Source organism: Pantoea sp. EKM20T, from assembly GCF_011800485.1.
Lineage (GTDB): Bacteria > Pseudomonadota > Gammaproteobacteria > Enterobacterales > Enterobacteriaceae > Pantoea > Pantoea agglomerans.
The window spans coordinates 230,825-250,912 of record NZ_JAALFW010000008.1; the positions used below are offsets into that span (position 1 = coordinate 230,825).

Below are 20,088 nucleotides of genomic sequence, written 5' to 3' on the forward strand. Positions count from 1 at the left end.
TTTTATGCGCAATACTATTCCCGTCCGACGTCCTGCCCCTGGTGCTAATCCGGCCGCACTCAAAGCCATGCTGGAACGCAGTGCCGAACGTTTTCGCGCCGCCATGCAACAGGGCGACTATGCGCTGGCCGCTCAATGCTGTGAAGAGGTATTGCGCACGATGCCCAATCAGATGCAGGTGCTGAGCGACTACGCGCTCTGCCTGCTGCGTCTGGGTCAGTACAATAAATCGTACAAAATCTACCAGAAAATTTATCAGTCACCGCCTGCTGTACAGGCTACCGCCTCTGAAACCTGGCTGGATGGTCTGACCGAAGTGTGTGGCTGGCTGGATAAAAAGGATGAGGTGGCGCGTCATGGCCTGGCCTCGCTGATGCGCTCTGATGCGCGTTTCAGCCAGGGGCAGCGCGCCACATTTCCCGCTCCGCAACCGGAGCCTGTCGATCTCACTCATCCGCACCAGAATGTCATCGCTTTCTGCCTCTATGGCGATCAGCCGCGCTACTGTGAAACCTTAATCAAAAACGTTGAAGTGGCGCCTGAGCTCTATCCCGGCTGGGTCTGCCGCATCTACCTCGATGACAGCGTGCCGCAGCATGTCTGGCAGCGCCTTGACCAGCCGCACGTCCAGCTGATCGATATGTCTCACGAGAAAACGCTGTTTCCGACCCTGTGGCGTTTCCTGGTAATGGACGATCCGGGCGTGAAGCGTTTTATCGTGCGTGATGCCGACTCGCTGCTCTCGGAGCGCGAAGCGGCAGCGGTTAACGCCTGGCTGGCGTCGCCTTACTGGTTCCACCATATGCGTGACTACTTCTCCCATACTGAGCTGCTGCTGGCAGGGATGTGGGGCGGCTGTCACGGCGTCTTCCGGGATGTGGAACAGGCGATGCGCGATTTCATTGCGCAGTATCAGGGCAGCCAGCGCTTCACCGATCAATATTTCCTCAAGGTGGCGTTGTGGCCGACGGTGCGTGAAAGCCTCCTGAGCCACGATGAGTTGTTTCATTTTCATCAGGCCCAGCCGTGGCCTGACCATGCCCCCGTGCGCTGGCAGACGCCGCATTTCCATGTGGGCAGCAATGCCGGTTTTGCCAGTATGACCGGCAAATCCAGCGCCGCTGAGGGAAGCAGACAGCGCGTCGCGATCACCTCGGGCGGGACAACCTGGCACTATCTGGCGCAGGTTAAAAAGGGTGAATGGCTATTGCCCATGCCGTTTTTTCTGATTGATGAGTGGCAGGCTGGCAAGCTCACGGTGGCGGCGCTGTAAGGCGCTGAATCCTGCTAAAATTATCTGGACATTCATACAGTGCGACTCTACCTTTCCCTCAGCAGCCTGAGTCGCGGGGGAAATCATGGATCAGCACATCATTATCAGCGCCTGTCTGGCGCTTGCCGGGTTAGGGATTGGCTGGATGCTGGCACAGTTACGTGCCGGCCATCAGGTCGCCAGTTTCCAGACCGAGCGCCGTCTGCAGGAAGAGGCGCAACAGCGTCAGCAGCAGCAAATCGAACAGCTTCAGCAGCAGACGCAGCAGCGTGAGCAGGAGCTTCGTCAGCTGCACGGCGCGCTGAGCGGCGCCAATGAGCGGCTGCAACAGCTTGATTACTGGCGTAATGAAAGTGAGCAGCTTAATCGTGAACTGCGCAATCAGCTGGAGGTCAACAGCGCACAGGAAGCGGAGCTGCGCGAGGTGACCATTCGCCTTGAAGAGACCCGTTTCGCCGCAGAAGAGAAACAGCGCCTGCTGACCAACAGCGAACAACGCCTTAGCGCCCAGTTTGAAAACCTCGCCAACCGTATTTTCGAAAACAGCGGCCGTCGCGTCGATGAACAGAACCGGCAAAGTCTGGACGGGCTGATTGGTCCGTTGCGTGAACAGCTTGATGGCTTCCGTCGTCAGGTTCATGAAAGCTTTGGCGCAGAAGCGCGTGAGCGACATACCCTGACCCATGAAATCCGGCAGTTACAGCAGCTGAATGCACAGATGGCGCAGGAGGCGCTTAACCTGACCAAAGCGCTGAAGGGCGATAATAAAATCCAGGGTAACTGGGGTGAAGTGGTGCTGAGCCGGGTACTGGAAGCTTCCGGACTGCGTGAAGGCTACGAATATGAAACCCAGGTGAGCATTCAGTCAGAACAGCAGGGCAGGATGCAGCCGGATGTGATTGTGCGCCTGCCGCAGGGCAAAGATGTGGTGGTGGACGCCAAAATGACGCTGGTGGCCTATGAGCGCTACTTCAATGCGGATGATGAGATCGAACGAGAGCAGGCTATTCAGGAACATGTCGCTGCCATGCGGGCGCACATCCGCCTGCTGGGACGAAAAGATTATCAACAATTGCCCGGCTTACGATCGCTGGATTATGTGCTGATGTTTATCCCGGTGGAGCCCGCCTTTTTGCTGGCCATTGACCGCCAGCCTGAGCTGATTGGCGAGGCGCTGCAGCAGAACATCATGCTGGTCAGCCCCACCACGCTGCTGGTGGCGTTACGTACCATTAATAACCTGTGGCGCTATGAGCATCAGAGCCGCAATGCACAGCGTATTGCCGATCGGGCAACGCGGCTCTATGACAAGATGCGGCTGTTTGTCGATGACATGAGCGGCATTGGTCACAGCCTGGATAAAGCACAGAACAGCTATCGCGAGGCGATGAAAAAGCTGTCAGAAGGGCGCGGCAACCTGATTGCGCAGACTGAAGGATTTCGTGCGCTTGGCGTGGAGATCAAACGGCCAATTAATCCTCAGCTGGCCGAACGAGCCATGCCGGAAAACCGGGCGGCTGATGATGCAGATGATGACAGTGATGCGGATGAGAGTGAGATGCATGTGAGGCGCCTCCACGAATAGTATGGGCGCAGCGTGCCTGACTTCCGTGACTCTGATACACTTCGGGAAGTATTGTTTGTGGAGCAGGTAAAACCGATGGCAGATGAATCACAGCAGGAAACTACCCATTTTGGCTTTCAGACGGTCGCCAAAAGCGAAAAAGCTGACAAAGTCGCGGACGTGTTTCACTCCGTAGCGGCAAAATATGACCTGATGAACGATTTGATGTCGTTTGGCGTCCATCGTATCTGGAAGCGTTTTACCATTGACAGCAGCGGCGTACGTCGCGGTCAGCGCGTGTTAGATCTGGCGGGGGGTACCGGCGATCTGACGGCTAAATTTTCTCGCCTGGTGGGCGAAACGGGTCAGGTGGTACTGGCCGATATCAACAGTTCCATGCTGAAGATGGGCCGCGAAAAGCTGCGCAATCAGGGCGTGGTCGGCAACGTGAGTTACGTACAGGCCAACGCCGAAGCCCTGCCTTTCCCCGATAACTATTTCGACTGCATTACCATCTCTTTTGGCCTGCGTAACGTTACGGAAAAAGAGAAGGCGCTGGCCTCTATGTTCCGGGTACTCAAGCCGGGCGGACGCCTGCTGGTGCTGGAGTTCTCTAAACCCGTCCTGGATCCGCTGAGCAAAGCGTATGACGCCTACTCGTTCCATATTCTGCCGCGTATCGGACAGCTGGTGGCGCAGGATGCAGAGAGCTATCGCTATCTGGCCGAATCGATCCGCATGCATCCCGATCAGGAGACCCTGAAAGCGATGATGAACGATGTCGGTTTTGAAAATACCACTTACTCCAATATGACCGGCGGCATTGTGGCGCTGCATCGTGGATTTAAGTTCTGAGTGAGATGGTAATGAACCTGACGCCCTTGATTACCGCGGGCCTGGAAACGGCGCTGAACCGTATTCTCTATCGCGATCGTGGCCTGAAACCGGCGCGGCAACGCCTGAATGGCAAAGTGCTGACGCTGCGCCTGAATGAGTTCTCTCATCCGCTGGTGCTGGTCTTCAGTGAACAGCAGGTCGATGTGTTGGCTGACTGGCAGGATCGCAGTGACTGCACGGTGATCACCTCGCTGAAAACCCTGCCGAAGCTGCGCGATCGCCAGCAGCTGACGCCGCTGATCCGTAGCGGTGAACTGCAGGTTGAAGGTGACCTGCAGGTGGTGCAGCAGTTCTCTGCGCTGATGGATCTGGCTGAGCTGGATCCGGCAGAATATCTGGCTCCCTGGGTCGGCGATATCGCCGCACAGGGGATCAGCCAGCGCTCACAACAGGCATTACGCTTTTTCAAAGGTGAAGTGCAGCGTCGCCAGGATTATCTCGGACAGGCCATAACCGAAGAGTGGCGTGTTGCGCCTGGCTCGCTGGAATTAGCCTGGTTTTCTGAGGAGGTCGACGCGATGGAACGTTCGCTTGAGGCGCTTGATGCGCGTCTGGCGCAGCTGGAGGCAAAATGAGTTTTGGAGAGATCCGCCGCTTATATCTGATCATGAAGGTGTTTCTGACCTATGGCCTTGATGAACTGATTCCTCAGACACGCCTCACTTTCCTGTTCCGCCTGTGGCGTCGCTCTGTTTTCTGGATCCCTAATCTGCATCAGCATGAACCGATCGGCGCACGTATGCGCATGGCGATGGAGCAGCTGGGTCCGGTCTGGATCAAGTTTGGCCAGATGCTGTCGACCCGTCGTGATCTCTTCCCGCCGCTGATTGCCGATCAACTGGCGATCCTGCAGGACCGTGTTGCGCCGTTCGATGGCGTCAAAGCCAAAGCGCAGATTGAAGCTTCAATGGGCGCGCCGATTGAAACCTGGTTTGATGATTTTGATATCAAGCCACTGGCTTCGGCATCCATTGCGCAGGTGCACACCGCCACGCTGAAATCAACTGGCAAGAAAGTGGTGATCAAAGTGATTCGCCCCGATATTTTGCCGGTGATTCGGGCGGACATGAAGCTGATCTATCGCCTGGCCCGCTGGGTCCCGCGCCTGTTGCCGGATGGCCGTCGTCTGCGTCCGGTCGAGGTGGTGCGCGATTATGAGAAAACCCTGCTTGATGAGCTGAATCTGTTACGTGAAGCGGCCAACGCCATTCAGCTGCGCCGGAATTTTGAAGATAGCCGCATGCTCTATGTGCCGGAAGTCTATTCCGACTACTGCAGCGAAACCATGATGGTGATGGAGCGCATCTACGGCATTCCGATTTCAGATGTTGCCACGCTGGAGCGTCATGGCGTTAATATGAAGCTGCTGGCAGAACGTGGCGTGCAGGTCTTCTTCACCCAGGTCTTCCGCGACAGCTTCTTCCATGCGGATATGCATCCTGGCAATATTTTTGTCAGCTATGAACATCCGGAAGATCCACAATATATCGGCATCGATTGCGGTATCGTGGGTTCACTGAACAAAGAAGATAAGCGCTATCTGGCTGAAAACTTTATCGCCTTCTTCAACCGTGACTACCGTAAGGTCGCGGAGTTGCACGTTGACTCAGGCTGGGTGCCGCCCGATACCAACGTAGAAGATTTCGAGTTTGCGATTCGTACGGTCTGCGAGCCGATTTTTGAAAAACCGCTGGCTGAAATCTCCTTCGGGCATGTGCTGCTGAACCTGTTCAACACCGCACGCCGCTTTAATATGGAAGTGCAGCCGCAGCTGGTCCTGCTGCAAAAAACGCTGCTCTATGTTGAAGGCATCGGCCGTCAGCTCTATCCGCAGCTCGACCTGTGGAAGACAGCCAAGCCCTTCCTGGAAGAGTGGATCAAAGATCAGGTGGGATTACCGGCTATTATCCGTGCGGTAAAAGAGAAAGCGCCATTCTGGGCTGAGAAACTCCCTGAGCTGCCGGAGCTGTTTTACGACAGCATGCGCCAGCACAAACTTTTGCGGCACAGCGTCGATAAATTAGTGGGCGATATGAATGCGCAGCGCGTCCGGCACCATCAGGCGCGTTACCTGTTCGGCGTCGGTGCAACGTTGCTGTTAAGCGGAACGGCTGTGCTGCTCACCCGACCGGATTGGGACTTTTTCCCGGCGGTGTTGATGGCAGCAGGAATTGTCTCCTGGTTAATCGGCTGGCGTAAGACAAACTGATTGTCACGTCCGTCTAAAAAAAGGTAATGTCGCTGGCTCAGGCCCGGTTGAAAAGGGCACTCTGTGGTGCATTACCTCATCGTTTTCACAGAATATTAGAGGCTATCTCATGGGCGGTATCAGTATCTGGCAATTGTTAATCATTGCCGTGATTGTTGTACTTCTGTTCGGTACCAACAAATTACGTAATCTGGGTTCAGATTTGGGTTCTTCGATTCGTGGCTTCAAAAAAGCCATGGGTGACGAGGACGACAAAAAGGATCAACCGAAAGAGCAGGACGCTGACTTCGCTGCCAAAACGCTGGCGGACAAACAGCAAACTTCGGCTAACAAAGAAGAAGCCAAGAACGACAAGCAGGTGTAAACCGTGTTTGATATTGGTTTTAGTGAACTGGTATTGGTGTTCGTGATCGGGCTGATTGTACTCGGCCCGCAACGTTTACCGGTTGCGGTGAAAACCGTGGTCGGCTGGATCAGGGCGATTCGTTCGCTGGCAGCCAATGTACAACATGAACTGGCGCAGGAGCTCAAGCTGCAGGAGTTGCAGGAGAGCCTGAAAAAGGTGGAAGAAGCGGGCCGTGGCACGCTCTCACCAGAGCTGAAAGAGTCGATGGAAGAGCTGCGTAAAACTGCGGATTCAATGAAACGCTCGGTCAGTCAGAGCATCGACATTGAAAAAGAGGAAGACGAGGCAAACACCATCCATTCGGCTCAGCACAGGCCCGCGCCTGCTCCGGCTGAGCCTTCGGCGACACCGGCTACAGCAGAACATCAGGCCAGTGCCCCGGCACAGACACCGTCTGCGGTTTCAGAATCAGGCCCGGCGGTGCAGCCCTCTGCCGCACCTTCTGCCGTCGCCAATGCTCCTGCACCGGCTTCTTCAGCGGTTTCATCAGGTCCGGCGGTGCAGTCCTCTGCCGCACCAACCGCTGTGGCCAGCGCACCGGCACAGGCGCCCGCTGGCGACGTTGCCAGGCCGGCAGATCCTGCGCGTCATTCCGCTACCCCCTCTTCTGCAAGTGATGAACGATAATGGCCGTTGAAGATACCCAACCGCTCATCAGTCATCTGATTGAGCTGCGTAAGCGACTACTGAACTGCATCGTCGCCGTATTAGCGATTTTCCTGGTGCTGGTTTATTTCGCCAACGACATCTACCAGCTGGTTGCGGCACCGCTAATCAGCCAGATGCCGGTGGGCTCCAGCATGATCGCGACCGATGTGGCCTCACCGTTTTTCACCCCGATTAAGCTGACCATTATAGTGTCGGTGTTTCTTGCGGTGCCGGTGATCCTCTATCAGGTCTGGGCATTTGTCGCCCCGGCGCTTTACCGTCATGAGCGCAGGCTGGTTATGCCGCTGCTGTTTTCCAGCACCTTCCTTTTCTACTTCGGCGTGGCCTTTGCCTATTTCGTGGTCTTCCCGCTGGCATTTGGTTTTTTCACCAAGACAGCGCCGATCGGCGTGACTGTAGCAACGGATATCTCCAAATACCTCGATTTTGTCATGACGCTGTTTATGGCATTTGGCGTGGCGTTTGAAGTGCCGGTGGCGATTGTGTTGCTGTGCTGGACCGGTATCACCAGCCCGGAAGAGTTGAAGAAGAAACGTCCCTATATTCTGGTGGGCGCCTTCGTGGTCGGGATGTTGCTCACACCGCCGGATGTTTTTTCCCAAACTTTGCTCGCTATTCCGATGTACTGCCTGTTTGAAGTCGGCGTATTCTTTTCCCGTTACTATGTGGGTAAAGGCCGCCGGTTACAGGATGAAGAAGAGAATACCGACTCCTGATGCGGACAGCTTTACCCGCACTGGCGGGAAGCGATCAATCCAAACCGCCCTGATGGGCGGTTTTTGTTTATAAACTGTGGGAAAAATTATGTTTGATATCGGTGTAAACCTGACCAGCACGCAATTCGCCTCCGACCGGCAAAAGGTGGTTAAACGCGCGCGTGATGCGGGCGTCACCGGCATGCTTATTACCGGCACTAACGCGCTGGAGAGCCAGCAGGCTCAGCGACTGGCTGAAGATCAAGCGGGCTTCTGTTGGTCTACCGCGGGCGTCCATCCTCATCATGCCAGCGAATGGTCAACGGAAATTGCCAGCACCCTGCGTCGCCTGGCTGAAAAACCGGAAGTGGTTGCCATCGGTGAATGCGGACTCGATTTCAATCGCAATCTGTCGGCTCATGAGCAGCAGGAGTATGCGTTTGATGCGCAGCTGGCTCTGGCGGCGGAACTCAATATGCCGGTCTTTCTGCACTGCCGCGAAGCCCATGCGCGTTTCGCTGCAGTGCTGGCGCCCTGGCTGCCAAAACTGCCTGGCGCGGTAATCCACTGCTTTACCGGCACGCGTGACGAACTGGAAGCCTGTCTGGGCATGGGATTATCGGTAGGGATTACGGGCTGGGTATGCGATGAGCGCCGTGGTCTGGAGTTGCGCGAGCTGCTGCCACTGATTCCGGCCGATCGCCTGCTGCTGGAAACGGATGCCCCATATCTGCTGCCGCGCGACATGCGTCCACGCCCGACTTCGCGCCGTAATGAACCCTGCTTTTTACCGCATATTGTGCACCAGGTGGCGACATGGCGTGGTGAGAGTGCTGAGGAACTGGCGACCCGCATCGACCATAATGCGCGGACGTTATTCAGACTGGCTTAAATCTTGCGGAACTGCTTGTTGTCGACGCTGCGCATTACCTGCTTGTTCAGCAAATTAAGCAACAGAATTGAGCGCGTTTCACCATCCGGCTCGGCAAAGATAGCGCGCAGCCCTTCAAACGTCCCGTCGGTGATGACCACTTCATCACCGCTTTGCGGCGTTTCAGGGTCAAGCAGGATTTGCGGGACGTCTGTTTCCAGCGCTTCAATCACGGCTGAAGGCACGGTCGCGGGCGTCGTGCCAAAGCGCACGAAGTGGCTGACGCCACGGGTGCTGCTGATCGTCGTGGTGTGAATGGCTTCCGGATCAAACTCGATAAACAGATAATTCGGGAACAGTGGCTCACTCACGGTGGTGCGTTTACCGCGCACGATCTTTTCCAGAGCGATCATCGGGCTGAGGCAATGCACTTCCTGCCGCTCCAGATGCTCCTTCGCGCGCAGTAGCTGTCCACGTTTGCAATAGAGTAAGTACCAGGATTCCATAACTGCTCCCATTGAATGGACGCTAAGAATAGCAAACCTGCTGCCAGAGTTATAGCGCAGGGGCAGGGTAAAGCGTCCCGCAAAGAAAATAAACTGAGACTTTTCTTAAGATGCCCGATGGCAGCAGAAAAGGTGACTGAAAATTGACGTCTGCTATTGCTCTGTATCAGACTCAATGACCATCACATCTGCAAAAGGATCCTCTGATGGAACTCTTTCTGTTGAGCAACGGCAAGCTGGCGGATGATGCGCCGCTGCTGGGCTATGCGCAGCCGCAGCTGCACGCCATGACTGCCCGACGCGCTATCCGCTCGGCGGTACTGATCCCCTACGCGATTATTCGTGGCGATCAGCAGCAACGCGCCGCCGAACTCAGTGCCTCTCTGGGCATTCAGGTTGAGCGGGTTCAGGCATTCGCCTCACCGGCTGAAGCGATTGCGCAGGCAGAGCTGATTTTAGTCAGCGGCGGCAACACCTGGTTCCTGAATCAGATGCTGCATGAGCAGGGTCTGATCGGGGCGATTCAGCGCGCGGTGCGGGAGCGGCAGGTACCTTATGTCGGCTGGAGCGCAGGCTGCAACGTGGCGACGCCCTCAATCCGTACCACGAACGATATGCCGGTGCGCAGCAGCGTGGTGCTGCCTGCGCTGGGACTCTTTCCGGTGCAGATTAATCCCCACTATCTGGATGCCAGCGTCAGCGGTCATATGGGCGAAACCCGTGACGAACGGCTGGCAGAGTTCTGTGCAGTTAATCCGACCGAGTCGGTGATTGCACTGCGTGAAGGCAGTTTTCTGCACGTTCACGACAATCAGCTGCGCTATCACAGCGTGCGAAACGAAGATTTTAAACTGTTTCGCCACGGCGAGCCGATTCAGGGGTATCACGATGCCCGCGCGTTACAACCGCTGGTTCCCTTTCAGTGCGTATGACGCTGCCATATAAACCTCAGCATAACCGCTTAATCAGACCTATAATGGCCGATTCACTCTGGCCGGAAAGCTAAAGCCGCATGAAATATCACGATTTAAGAGACTTTCTCGCGCTGCTCGAACAGCGCGGTGAGCTAAAGCGCATTACCCAGTCGATCGATCCTGAACTGGAAATGACTGAAATCGCCGACCGCACCCTGCGTGCCGGTGGCCCGGCTCTGCTGTTTGAAAACCCGAAAGGGTACGACATGCCGGTACTGTGCAATCTGTTCGGCACACCAAAGCGTGTGGCAATGGGCATGGGCCAGGAAGAGGTCAGCGCACTGCGTGAAGTGGGTAAACTGCTGGCCTTCCTGAAAGAGCCGGAGCCGCCAAAAGGCTTCCGCGATCTGTTCGATAAGATGCCGCAGTTTAAGCAGGTCCTGAACATGCCGACCAAACGCCTGCGCAATGCACCCTGTCAGGAAGAGGTGTTCAGCGGCGATGAAGTCGATCTGACGCGGATTCCGGTGATGAAGTGCTGGCCGGGCGATGCGGCCCCGCTGATTACCTGGGGGCTGACCGTGACGCGCGGCCCGCACAAAGAGCGGCAGAATCTCGGTATCTACCGGCAGCAGGTGATCGGCAAAAATCGGCTGATCATGCGCTGGCTGTCGCACCGTGGCGGCGCGCTCGACTATCTGGAGTGGACGAAAGCGCATCCGGGTGAGCGTTTTCCGGTCTCGGTGGCGCTGGGTGCCGATCCTGCCACTATCCTTGGGGCCGTAACGCCGGTGCCCGATACGCTGTCAGAATATGCGTTTGCCGGTTTACTGCGCGGCAATAAAACCGAAGTAGTGAAATGCCTCTCGAACGATCTCGAAGTTCCCGCCAGCGCGGAAATCGTGCTGGAAGGGTATATCGAAGCGGGCGATATGGCGCCGGAAGGACCTTACGGCGACCACACCGGCTACTACAATGAAGTAGATAGCTTCCCGGTGTTTACCGTTACGCATATTACGCAGCGCCATAAGCCTATCTATCACTCCACCTATACCGGCCGTCCGCCAGATGAACCTGCGGTGCTGGGTGTGGCGCTGAATGAAGTGCTGGTGCCGATTCTGGTGAAGCAGTTCCCGGAGATCGTGGACTTCTATCTGCCGCCAGAAGGGTGTTCATACCGGCTGGCGGTCGTGACGATTAAAAAGCAGTACGCGGGGCATGCCAAACGTGTCATGTTTGGCGTCTGGTCGTTTCTGCGGCAGTTCATGTACACCAAATTTGTTATTGTGTGTGACGATGACGTTAATGCGCGTGACTGGAACGACGTGATCTGGGCGATCACCACGCGTATGGATCCGGCCCGCGATACGGTATTAGTGGAAAATACCCCAATCGATTATCTCGATTTCGCTTCGCCCGTTTCCGGGCTGGGATCGAAGATGGGGATGGATGCGACCAATAAGTGGCCAGGTGAAACGCAGCGCGAATGGGGTACACCTATCGTCAAAGATCCTGCGGTCACCGCGCGCATTGATGCTATCTGGGATGAGCTAGGTATTTTTGATCAGCCGCCACAGCGTTGATGGCGAGCACAACCATAAAGACGACCCGACAGAGGGAACGCATGACAACGTTAAGCTGTAAAGTAACTTCGGTTGAGGCGATTACCGACACGGTCTATCGCGTTCGCCTGATCCCTGAAGCGGAATTCAGTTTTCGCGCGGGACAGTATCTGATGGTAGTGATGGACGAGCGTGACAAGCGTCCGTTCTCACTGGCCTCAACGCCGATGGAAAAAGATATCATTGAGCTGCATATCGGCGCGTCCGATCTGAACCTCTATGCCATGGCCGTCATGGATCGCATCCGTAACGATCGCCAGATTACGGTTGATATGCCGCACGGCGATGCCTGGCTGCGTGAAGAGAGCAGCAAGCCGCTGATTCTGATTGCAGGCGGCACCGGTTTCTCCTATGCCCGTTCGATTCTGCTCACTGCACTGGCGGAACAGCCAGAGCGCGATATCGCCATTTACTGGGGCGGACGTGAGCTCAAGCATCTGTACGATCTGGAAGAGCTGGATGCGCTGGCGGTGAAGCACCCGAACCTGAAGGTGATTCCGGTTGTCGAGCAACCTGAAGCGGGCTGGCAGGGCCGTTCAGGTACGGTACTGACAGCAGTAATGCAGGACTTCAGTACGCTGAGCGAGCATGAGATCTACATCGCCGGACGTTTTGAGATGGCGAAGATTGCCCGCGATCGTTTCTGTGCCGAGCGTGGCGCAGTGGAGTCACAGATGTATGGCGATGCGTTTGCCTTTATCTGATTCCCTGTAGCAGCCTGTAGCAGACAGAAAAAACCCGCCGGTTTACGGCGGGTAAATCTGGCAAAGTAAGACTCAACGTATTACAGACGCTCGAATACGGTCGCAATGCCCTGACCCAGTCCGATGCACATGGTGGCGAGGCCAAAACGGGCGTCGCGTCGCTCCATAATATTCAGCAACGTTGTGCTGATGCGTGCGCCGGAGCAGCCCAGCGGATGGCCTAACGCAATCGCGCCGCCATTCAGATTGACCTTATCATCTATCCGTTCCAGCAAACCTAAGTCCTTGATGCAGGGCAGCGTCTGCGCGGCAAAGGCTTCGTTCAGCTCAAACACATCGATATCACTGACGCTCAGTCCCGCCCGTTTCAATGCCAGTTTGCTGGCCGGTACCGGTCCATAGCCCATTATCGAAGGATCACAGCCCACCACCGCCATGCTGCGGATGCGCGCGCGCGGTGTCAGCCCCAGCTCACGGGCGCGTGATTCACTCATGACCAGCATGGCGGCCGCGCCATCTGACAACGCCGACGATGTACCCGCCGTGACGGTGCCGTTTACCGGATCGAAGGCGGGTTTGAGTGCCGCCAGTCCTTCGGCGCTGGTCTCCTCGCGAATCACCTCATCGAAGTCATAGCGTTTAAGAATGCCGTCGCTGTCGTGACCATAGGTGGCGACAATCTCTGTTGCAAAGTCCCCACGCTGGGTGGCCTGCCAGGCCCGCTGATGCGAACGCAGGGCAAATGCATCCTGCTGCTCACGGCTGATATGATGCATTCGCGCCAGCATTTCAGCCGTTAAGCCCATCATGCCTGCTGCTTTTGCCACGGTTCGGCCCAGACCGGGATGAAAGTCGACGCCGTGATTCATCGGCACATGTCCCATATGCTCCACGCCACCGATCAGACAGCACTGCGCATCGCCGACCATAATGGCGCGGGCCGCATCATGCAGCGCCTGCATTGAAGAGCCACACAGTCGGTTGACGGTGGTGGCCGGCACTGAATGCGGGATTTCGGCCAGCAGCGCAGCGTTACGCGCGATATTAAATCCCTGTTCCAGCGTCTGCTGTACGCAGCCCCAGACGATATCGTCCAGTGATGTCGGGTTCACCGCCGGGTTGCGGCTCAGGAGTTCGCGCATCAGGTGCGCAGAGAGATCTTCAGCGCGCACGTGACGAAAGGCGCCGCCTTTTGAACGTCCCATTGGCGTGCGCACCGCATCAATAATCACCACATTTTCCATCTTTTTGCCCTCAGGCGCTTTTCAGCGCGGCTTCATCAATCGGTTTGGCGGCGGGATACCAGCTTTCATGCTGATGGGCTTTCTGCACCAGCAGCGCAGGCAGGGCATATAAGCCACCGAGCGCGCTATAACGCCGGGCCTGATCCACCACATTGCTGTTGCCCAGGGTATCGAGATAGCGGAAAGCGCCGCCACGGAAAGGCGGGAAGCCGAGACCATAGACCAGCGCCATATCCGCTTCCGCTGGCGAGGCAATAATCTTCTCTTCCAGGCAGCGCACTACTTCATTCAGCATTGGCAGCATCATGCGATTCAGGATCTCTTCGTCGCTGAAGACCCGCTTAGGCTGGCAGACCTGCTCCAGCAGCGTATCCACTTCGGTATCAGCCACTTTTGTCAGCTTGCCCTTTTTATCTTCTTCCCAGCGCCAGAAGCCTTTGCCATTTTTCTGGCCAAAACGACCGGCATCAAACAGCAGATCGATCGCATCACGATAGTCATGCTTCATACGATCCGGGAAACCGTCAGCCATGACGCTTTGCGCGTGGTGCGCGGTATCGATGCCGACCACATCCAGCAGCCATGAGGGGCCCATCGGCCAGCCAAACTGTTTTTCCATCACTTTATCAATCTGACGGAAATCGGCGCCGTCGCGCAGCAGCAGGCTGAAAGCGGCGAAGTAAGGGAACAGCACCCGGTTAACAAAGAAGCCCGGACAGTCATTCACTACGATCGGGGTTTTGCCCATTTTGCTGGCCCAGGCCACCACTTTGCTCAGGGTCGCTTCACTGGTTTTCTCGCCACGAACCACCTCTACCAGCGGCATACGCGGTACCGGATTGAAGAAGTGCATGCCGCAGAAGTTTTCCGGACGCTGCAACGCCTGCGCCAGCTGGCTGATGGGAATGGTCGAGGTATTGGAGGCCAGAATCGCATCCTCACGCAGATGCTGTTCGGTTTCCGCCAGCACTTTTGCCTTGATCAGCGGGTTCTCTACCACCGCTTCAACCACCACATCAGCCTGTTCAAAACCGGCGTAATCCAGCGTGGGCTGGATAGTGGCGATCACACTGGCGAGTTTGTGGCCGTCGATTTTGCCGCGTTCCAGCAGCTTATTGAGCAGCTTGCTGGCTTCGTTCATCCCCAGCGTTAACGCCTGTGGATTGATATCTTTCATTCTGACCGGCACGCCTTTCCACGCAGACTGGTAGCTGATGCCGCCACCCATGATGCCTGCGCCCAGTACCGCTGCCTGAGCGGGTGCGCCGCTTTCGCTGCCGCGCTTTTTCGCCAGACCTTTCACATACTGGTCGTTGAGGAAGATGCCGACCAGCGCGCGTGCTTCATCAGACTGTGCCAGCGGCACAAACGCTGCGGTTTCAAGCTTCAGCGCGTCATCGCGGCCAAGGCTGGCTGCAGCTTCAATGGTTTTTACCGCCATCAGCGGAGCGGGATAATGCTTGCCTGCGGTTTGCAGCACCATGGCTTTCGCGATAGTGAAGCTCATGGCCGCTTCAATCGGGCTGAGTTTCAGCGGAGCCAGCTTAGGGGCCCGGCGGGCGCGCCAGCTGCCATCAGTGGCAGCGGCCTTAAGCATGGTGATTCCCGCCTCACGCAGTTTCTCGCGAGACACCACGGCATCGACCAGACCGAGTTTAAGAGCGGCATTGCCATCGACATCTTTTCCCGCCGCAATAATTTCCAGCGCACTGTCGGCGCCCAGCAGGCGCGGCAATCGCACGCTGCCGCCAAATCCCGGCATGATGCCGAGTTTGGTTTCCGGCAGGCCAATACGGGCGTCCGCAGTAGCGATACGCAGATCGGTTGCCAGTACGCATTCACATCCGCCGCCCAGTGCATAGCCGTCAATGGCGGCCAGAGTCGGTACCGGCAAATCTTCCAGACGATTGAAGATGCTGTTGGCGTAACTCAGCCACTGGCTCAGTTTTTCGGTGGGTGCATCAAACAGTGAAAGGAACTCGGTGATATCTGCCCCTACAATAAAGGCAGGTTTAGCGGAGCTCAGCAGCAGGCCGCGCAGTTCTGGCTGCTGCTCCAGCACAGCTATTGCCTCGCCCAGGCTGGCGACAGTTTGCGTATCGAGCTTGTTGACCGAGCCCGTAGCGTCAAAAACCAGCTCGGCGATGCCATCGTCCAGCCAGTGAAGAGTAAGGTTAGCGCCTTGGTAGAGCATGTGCGTCTCCTGAAACCGCGAAAGGTGATCTGGTCATACCAGATGATCGTGAGTGTGGGAGCGATGTTAATTTTTTGCAAACTGGTCTTTGCTTATTTGCTAACAAGATCACAGCTGCGCCGACTTCGGCATCTGCGCAAGGGGTATGCTAAACTGCGGCCATTTCGCGACACTGGAGAGACGTCAATGGATTCACTGAAGACCTTGTATCACGCGCACATCGCCACGTTGCAACAACGGGCGCAGCAGGTGCTGGCACGCAATAAACTGGATGCGATGTTGATCCATTCCGGTGAGTTGTTGACGGTGTTTCTGGATGATCACACTTATCCGTTTAAGGTGAATCCGCAGTTCAAGGCCTGGGTGCCGGTGACGCAGGTGCCCAACTGCTGGCTCTGGATTGATGGGGTGAACAAACCGAAACTGTGGTTCTACTCTCCGGTGGATTACTGGCATAACGTTGAACCGTTGCCGGATAGCTTCTGGACCGGGGATGTCGACGTTATCGGCCTGAAAAATGCGGATGAGATAGCGCAGTTGCTGCCTGCACAGCGTGATAACGTCGCCTATATCGGCCCGGTTAACGCGCGTGCATCTCAGCTCGGTATTGCCTCTGGCAATATTAATCCTAAAGCGGTAATCGACTTCCTGCACTTCCATCGCAGCATCAAAACTGATTATGAACTCGCCTGTCTGCGCCAGGCGCAGAAGCTGGCGGTTGCCGGTCATCGCGCGGCGAAAGAGGCGTTCTCGGCGGGCTTAAGTGAGTTCGATATCAATCAGGCGTATCTGACCGCTACCGGTCATCGCGACACCGATGTACCTTACGGCAATATTATTGCGCTGAATGAGCACGCTGCGGTGCTGCACTACACCCGGCTGGATCATCAGCCACCAGCGAAACGCCATAGCTTTTTGATTGATGCGGGTGCCGAGTATCTTGGCTATGCCGCTGATTTGACCCGCAGCTATGCGGCGCAGAGCAGTTCGCTCTATGCCAGAATGGTTGAGGCGATGAACACTGAAGAGCTGGCCCTGATAGCCACGCTGAAACCGGGCGTACGCTACACCGATTACCACCTTCAGATGCATCAGCGTATTGCGAAGATGTTGCTGAAGTTTGAGCTGGCTCAGGGAATCAGCGAAGAAGCGCTGGTGGCTGAAGATCTGACCGGTCCGTTTATGCCACATGGCCTGGGGCATCCGCTGGGTCTGCAGGTCCATGACGTTGCCGGTTTTATGCAGGATGAGCAGGGCACGCATCTCGCCGCGCCAGCGCAATATCCTTATCTTCGCTGCACCCGCGTGCTGCAACCGGGCATGGTATTAACCATTGAGCCGGGCTTCTATATTATTGATTCGTTACTGAAGCCGCTGCGTGAAGGCCGTTTCAGTCAGCACTTTAACTGGCAGGCCATTGATGCGCTTCGGCCTTATGGCGGGATTCGTATCGAGGATAACGTGGTGATCCATGCGCATCGCGTTGAGAACATGACCCGCGATCTGCATCTGGCCTGATGGAGGCCTTTGATATTCCCGCTGTGCCAGTAAGCAGCAGTGAGGAGACAATCAAAAAGAGTCGCTTCATTACGCTACTGGCGCACACCGAGGGTGCAGAGGCGGCGCGCGCGTTTGTCCAGCAGGTTAAAAGCGAGCATCCCACTGCCCGGCATCACTGCTGGGCCTGGGTAGCGGGCGCGCCGAATGATTCTCAGCAACTCGGTTTCTCTGATGATGGTGAACCTTCGGGTACGGCAGGGAAACCGATGCTGGCGCAACTGATGGGCGCGGATATTGGCGAGATTACCGCTGTGGTGGTGCGTTACTACGGTGGCATCATGCTGGGAACCGGCGGCTTAGTGAAAGCATATGGTGGTGGCGTCCAGCAGGGGCTTAAGCAGCTGCCACGGCAGCGCAAAGTGCCGATGAAGCTGTTCACTTTGCAATGTGACTATGCACAGCTCAGTGATATTGAACGGCTGGTACAGCGTTTTGAAGGTAAGGTGACCGACAGCCAGTTTCAGGATCGTATTGCGTTGACGCTGGCTGTACCTTACGGACAGATCGACGGGTTCAAAAAAAATCTGTCAGACTTTAGTCGGGGCGCGTTATCGCTGATCCCGCTCACACCATGATGTTCATCTCTTTTATTTAAAGGAACGGCTGAATGCACTTTCGCGCCATTACCCGCATAGTCGGTCTGCTGGTGATCCTCTTTTCAGTGACGATGATTTTGCCCGGCCTGGTCGCCTTAATTTATCGCGATGGCGCAGGGCGGGCGTTTAGCCAGACCTTTATGATGGCGCTGGTGATCGGCTCGCTGCTGTGGTGGCCGAATCGCAAAAAGAAAACCGAACTCAAACCGCGGGAAGGGTTTCTGATTGTGGTCCTGTTCTGGACGGTGCTGGGCAGCGTAGGGGCGATGCCCTTTATCTTTGCCGAACAGCCGCATCTTTCGGTGACGGATGCGTTCTTTGAATCTTTCTCTGGCCTGACAACCACCGGTGCCACCACGCTGGTGGGGCTGGACTCGTTGCCTAAGGCGATTCTCTTCTATCGGCAGATGCTGCAGTGGCTGGGCGGTATGGGGATCATCGTATTAGCCGTGGCGATACTGCCGATTCTGGGCGTCGGGGGCATGCAGCTCTATCGCGCTGAAATGCCGGGGCCGCTGAAAGATAATAAAATGCGACCGCGTATCGCCGAGACGGCTAAAACACTCTGGCTGATCTACGTCCTGCTGACGATAGCCTGTGCGCTGGCATTGTGGCTGGCGGGAATGCCAGCGTTTGATGCTATTGGCCACAGTTTCTCGACTATCGCCATTGGCGGCTTCTCAACCCATGATGCCAGTATCGGCTATTTTAACAGTGGCACTATCAATACCATCGTGGCGGTGTTTCTGCTGATCTCCGGCTGCAACTACGGCCTGCACTTTGCCATGTTAAGCGGACGCAATCTGCGTGTGTACTGGCGCGACCCTGAGTTCCGCATGTTTATTGGCGTTCAGCTGACGCTGGTGTTGATCTGTACCCTGGTGCTCTGGTTCCATAATGTCTATGAAAGTGGCTGGCAGACGCTGAACCAGGCCTTTTTCCAGGTGGTCTCCATGGCGACGACGGCGGGATTCACGACCGACAGCATCGCACGCTGGCCATTGTTCCTGCCGGTACTGCTGTTGTGCTCCGCCTTTATCGGCGGCTGTGCCGGTTCAACCGGCGGTGGTCTGAAGGTGATTCGCATACTGCTGTTATGCAAGCAGGGTAACCGTGAGCTTAAGCGTCTGGTTCACCCCAATGCGGTCTACACCATTAAGCTGGGCAACCGGGCGCTGCCGGAACGTATCCTTGAAGCCGTATGGGGATTCTTCTCGGCTTATGCGCTGGTGTTCCTGATCAGCATGCTGGCGATCATCGCTACCGGTGTTGATGACTTCTCGGCTTTTGCTGCCGTTGCCGCGACGCTCAATAACCTCGGCCCTGGCTTAGGGGTCGTAGCTGATAACTTCACTTCAATGAATGACGTGGCGAAATGGATTCTTATTTCCACCATGTTGTTCGGGCGTCTCGAGGTATTCACCTTGCTGGTGCTGTTCACGCCTACTTTCTGGCGTGAATAATTAATAAGGATGCTGACATGAAAGCGCTGATTCTCTATTCCACTCGCGACGGACAAACCAGGAAGATTGCCTCTTCTATTGCTGATGTGATCCGTCAGCAGCAGCAGTGTGATGTACTGAACATTCAGGATGCCTCTCTGCCTGACTGGGCACAGTATGATCGCGTATTAATTGGCGCATCTATCCGCTATGGCCATTTTCAGCCGGTCGTCGATAAGTTCGTTAAACAACACCGTCATGAGTTGCAGCAGCGTACCAGCGGTTTCTTTTCGGTGAACCTGACGGCGCGCAAACCTGAGAAGCGCTCTCCTGAAACCAATGCCTATACGCAGAAGTTCCTGGCACACTCGCCGTGGCAGCCTGACTGCTGTGCCGTGTTCGCAGGCGCGCTCTATTATCCGCGCTATCGCTGGTTCGATCGCGTCATGATCCAGTTGATTATGCGCATGACCGGTGGTGAGACAGATTCGACGAAAGAAGTGGAGTATACGGACTGGCAGCAGGTAAGCACTTTTGCCAATGATTTTGCACAGTTACCAGGCAAATTGTAGCGAAATAGCGCGATTTGATGAAAATTACTGCGAACGATAATCTTTTCGTAATAAACACTTGTCAGCCCGCGCGAACTCCCTATAATGCGCCTCCATCGACACGGAACACCGGCAACGGGAAGCGGGTTGAGAGGCACAGGAGACTGCGCC

Annotated in this window: 19 protein-coding genes; 16 read left to right on the plus strand and 3 right to left on the minus strand. The window is 56.0% G+C overall.

Annotated features, from left to right (window positions below; genetic code table 11):
- The first annotated feature begins 4 nt into the window (after nt 1–4).
- From HFD94_RS15620 to tatD, 9 genes are all read left to right on the plus strand, one after another.
- Nucleotides 5–1,273, plus strand: a complete 1,269-nt coding sequence (locus tag HFD94_RS15620) for a tetratricopeptide repeat protein (protein WP_132499511.1) — start codon at nt 5–7, stop codon at nt 1,271–1,273.
- Between the two features lie 85 nt (nt 1,274–1,358).
- Nucleotides 1,359–2,858, plus strand: coding sequence for a DNA recombination protein RmuC (gene rmuC / locus HFD94_RS15625; RefSeq protein WP_010257260.1), 1,500 nt, complete (start codon nt 1,359–1,361; stop codon nt 2,856–2,858).
- A gap of 75 nt (nt 2,859–2,933) precedes the next feature.
- Entirely contained in the window at nt 2,934–3,692 is a 759-nt protein-coding gene (gene ubiE / locus HFD94_RS15630; RefSeq protein WP_008926452.1) for a bifunctional demethylmenaquinone methyltransferase/2-methoxy-6-polyprenyl-1,4-benzoquinol methylase UbiE, read from the plus strand.
- 11 nt (nt 3,693–3,703) lie between these two features.
- Nucleotides 3,704–4,309 carry an SCP2 domain-containing protein gene (locus tag HFD94_RS15635; RefSeq protein WP_010257253.1) on the plus strand — a complete coding sequence of 202 codons (606 nt, stop codon included), beginning with the start codon at nt 3,704–3,706 and terminating at the stop codon, nt 4,307–4,309.
- Entirely contained in the window at nt 4,306–5,943 is a 1,638-nt protein-coding gene (gene ubiB, locus HFD94_RS15640; RefSeq protein WP_010257248.1) for a ubiquinone biosynthesis regulatory protein kinase UbiB, read from the plus strand. The genes HFD94_RS15635 and ubiB overlap by 4 nt, the downstream gene beginning before the upstream one ends.
- A gap of 109 nt (nt 5,944–6,052) precedes the next feature.
- Nucleotides 6,053–6,307: a Sec-independent protein translocase subunit TatA gene (gene tatA, locus HFD94_RS15645; protein ID WP_010257244.1), complete on the plus strand. Its 255-nt coding sequence runs from the start codon at nt 6,053–6,055 to the stop codon at nt 6,305–6,307.
- 3 nt (nt 6,308–6,310) lie between these two features.
- Nucleotides 6,311–6,976: a Sec-independent protein translocase protein TatB gene (gene tatB, locus HFD94_RS15650; RefSeq protein ID WP_167430478.1), complete on the plus strand. Its 666-nt coding sequence runs from the start codon at nt 6,311–6,313 to the stop codon at nt 6,974–6,976.
- Nucleotides 6,976–7,734 (plus strand): Sec-independent protein translocase subunit TatC, encoded by a 759-nt coding sequence (gene tatC, locus HFD94_RS15655; RefSeq protein WP_033785766.1) that lies wholly within the window; start codon nt 6,976–6,978, stop codon nt 7,732–7,734. Before tatB ends, tatC begins: the two co-directional genes overlap by 1 nt.
- Before the next feature lie 88 nt (nt 7,735–7,822).
- Nucleotides 7,823–8,605: a 3'-5' ssDNA/RNA exonuclease TatD gene (gene tatD / locus HFD94_RS15660; RefSeq protein ID WP_010257234.1), complete on the plus strand. Its 783-nt coding sequence runs from the start codon at nt 7,823–7,825 to the stop codon at nt 8,603–8,605.
- Here tatD and rfaH read toward each other — a convergent pair.
- Nucleotides 8,602–9,090: a transcription/translation regulatory transformer protein RfaH gene (gene rfaH, locus HFD94_RS15665; protein WP_010257230.1), complete on the minus strand. Its 489-nt coding sequence runs from the start codon at nt 9,088–9,090 to the stop codon at nt 8,602–8,604. The genes tatD and rfaH overlap by 4 nt on opposite strands.
- Before the next feature lie 206 nt (nt 9,091–9,296).
- Here rfaH and pepE point away from each other — a divergent pair, with 206 nt between their 5' ends.
- The 3 genes from pepE (at nt 9,297) to fre (ending at nt 12,330) form a co-directional block, all read left to right on the plus strand.
- The gene (pepE, locus tag HFD94_RS15670; protein WP_010671685.1) at nt 9,297–10,022 is read left to right on the plus strand and encodes a dipeptidase PepE; all 726 of its coding nucleotides are present in this window, start codon (nt 9,297–9,299) and stop codon (nt 10,020–10,022) included.
- Between the two features lie 80 nt (nt 10,023–10,102).
- Nucleotides 10,103–11,587, plus strand: coding sequence for a 4-hydroxy-3-polyprenylbenzoate decarboxylase (ubiD, locus tag HFD94_RS15675; RefSeq protein WP_010257222.1), 1,485 nt, complete (start codon nt 10,103–10,105; stop codon nt 11,585–11,587).
- A gap of 41 nt (nt 11,588–11,628) precedes the next feature.
- Entirely contained in the window at nt 11,629–12,330 is a 702-nt protein-coding gene (gene fre, locus HFD94_RS15680) for an NAD(P)H-flavin reductase (RefSeq protein ID WP_010257219.1), read from the plus strand.
- A gap of 80 nt (nt 12,331–12,410) precedes the next feature.
- Here fre and fadA read toward each other — a convergent pair whose 3' ends face one another.
- Together fadA and fadB are read right to left on the minus strand one after the other, a co-directional pair.
- Nucleotides 12,411–13,574, minus strand: coding sequence for an acetyl-CoA C-acyltransferase FadA (fadA, locus tag HFD94_RS15685; RefSeq protein WP_064690483.1), 1,164 nt, complete (start codon nt 13,572–13,574; stop codon nt 12,411–12,413).
- A 10-nt stretch (nt 13,575–13,584) separates the two neighbouring features.
- Entirely contained in the window at nt 13,585–15,768 is a 2,184-nt protein-coding gene (gene fadB / locus HFD94_RS15690; protein WP_167433281.1) for a fatty acid oxidation complex subunit alpha FadB, read from the minus strand.
- A gap of 186 nt (nt 15,769–15,954) precedes the next feature.
- On the opposite strand from fadB, the gene pepQ reads away from it, so the two are divergent.
- Genes pepQ through hemG form a run of 4 tightly spaced genes read left to right on the plus strand, consistent with a single transcriptional unit; the run spans nt 15,955 to nt 19,938 of the window.
- Nucleotides 15,955–17,286, plus strand: coding sequence for a Xaa-Pro dipeptidase (gene pepQ, locus HFD94_RS15695; RefSeq protein WP_010257210.1), 1,332 nt, complete (start codon nt 15,955–15,957; stop codon nt 17,284–17,286).
- On the plus strand, nt 17,286–17,903 hold the full coding sequence (locus tag HFD94_RS15700) for an IMPACT family protein (RefSeq protein ID WP_010257205.1): 618 nt from the start codon (nt 17,286–17,288) through the stop codon (nt 17,901–17,903). The genes pepQ and HFD94_RS15700 overlap by 1 nt, the downstream gene beginning before the upstream one ends.
- Nucleotides 17,904–17,935: 32 nt before the next feature.
- Nucleotides 17,936–19,387 carry a Trk system potassium transporter TrkH gene (gene trkH / locus HFD94_RS15705; RefSeq protein WP_010257200.1) on the plus strand — a complete coding sequence of 484 codons (1,452 nt, stop codon included), beginning with the start codon at nt 17,936–17,938 and terminating at the stop codon, nt 19,385–19,387.
- Nucleotides 19,388–19,404: 17 nt separating this feature from the next.
- Nucleotides 19,405–19,938, plus strand: a complete 534-nt coding sequence (gene hemG / locus HFD94_RS15710; protein ID WP_167433282.1) for a menaquinone-dependent protoporphyrinogen IX dehydrogenase — start codon at nt 19,405–19,407, stop codon at nt 19,936–19,938.
- Nucleotides 19,939–20,088: the final 150 nt, after the last annotated feature.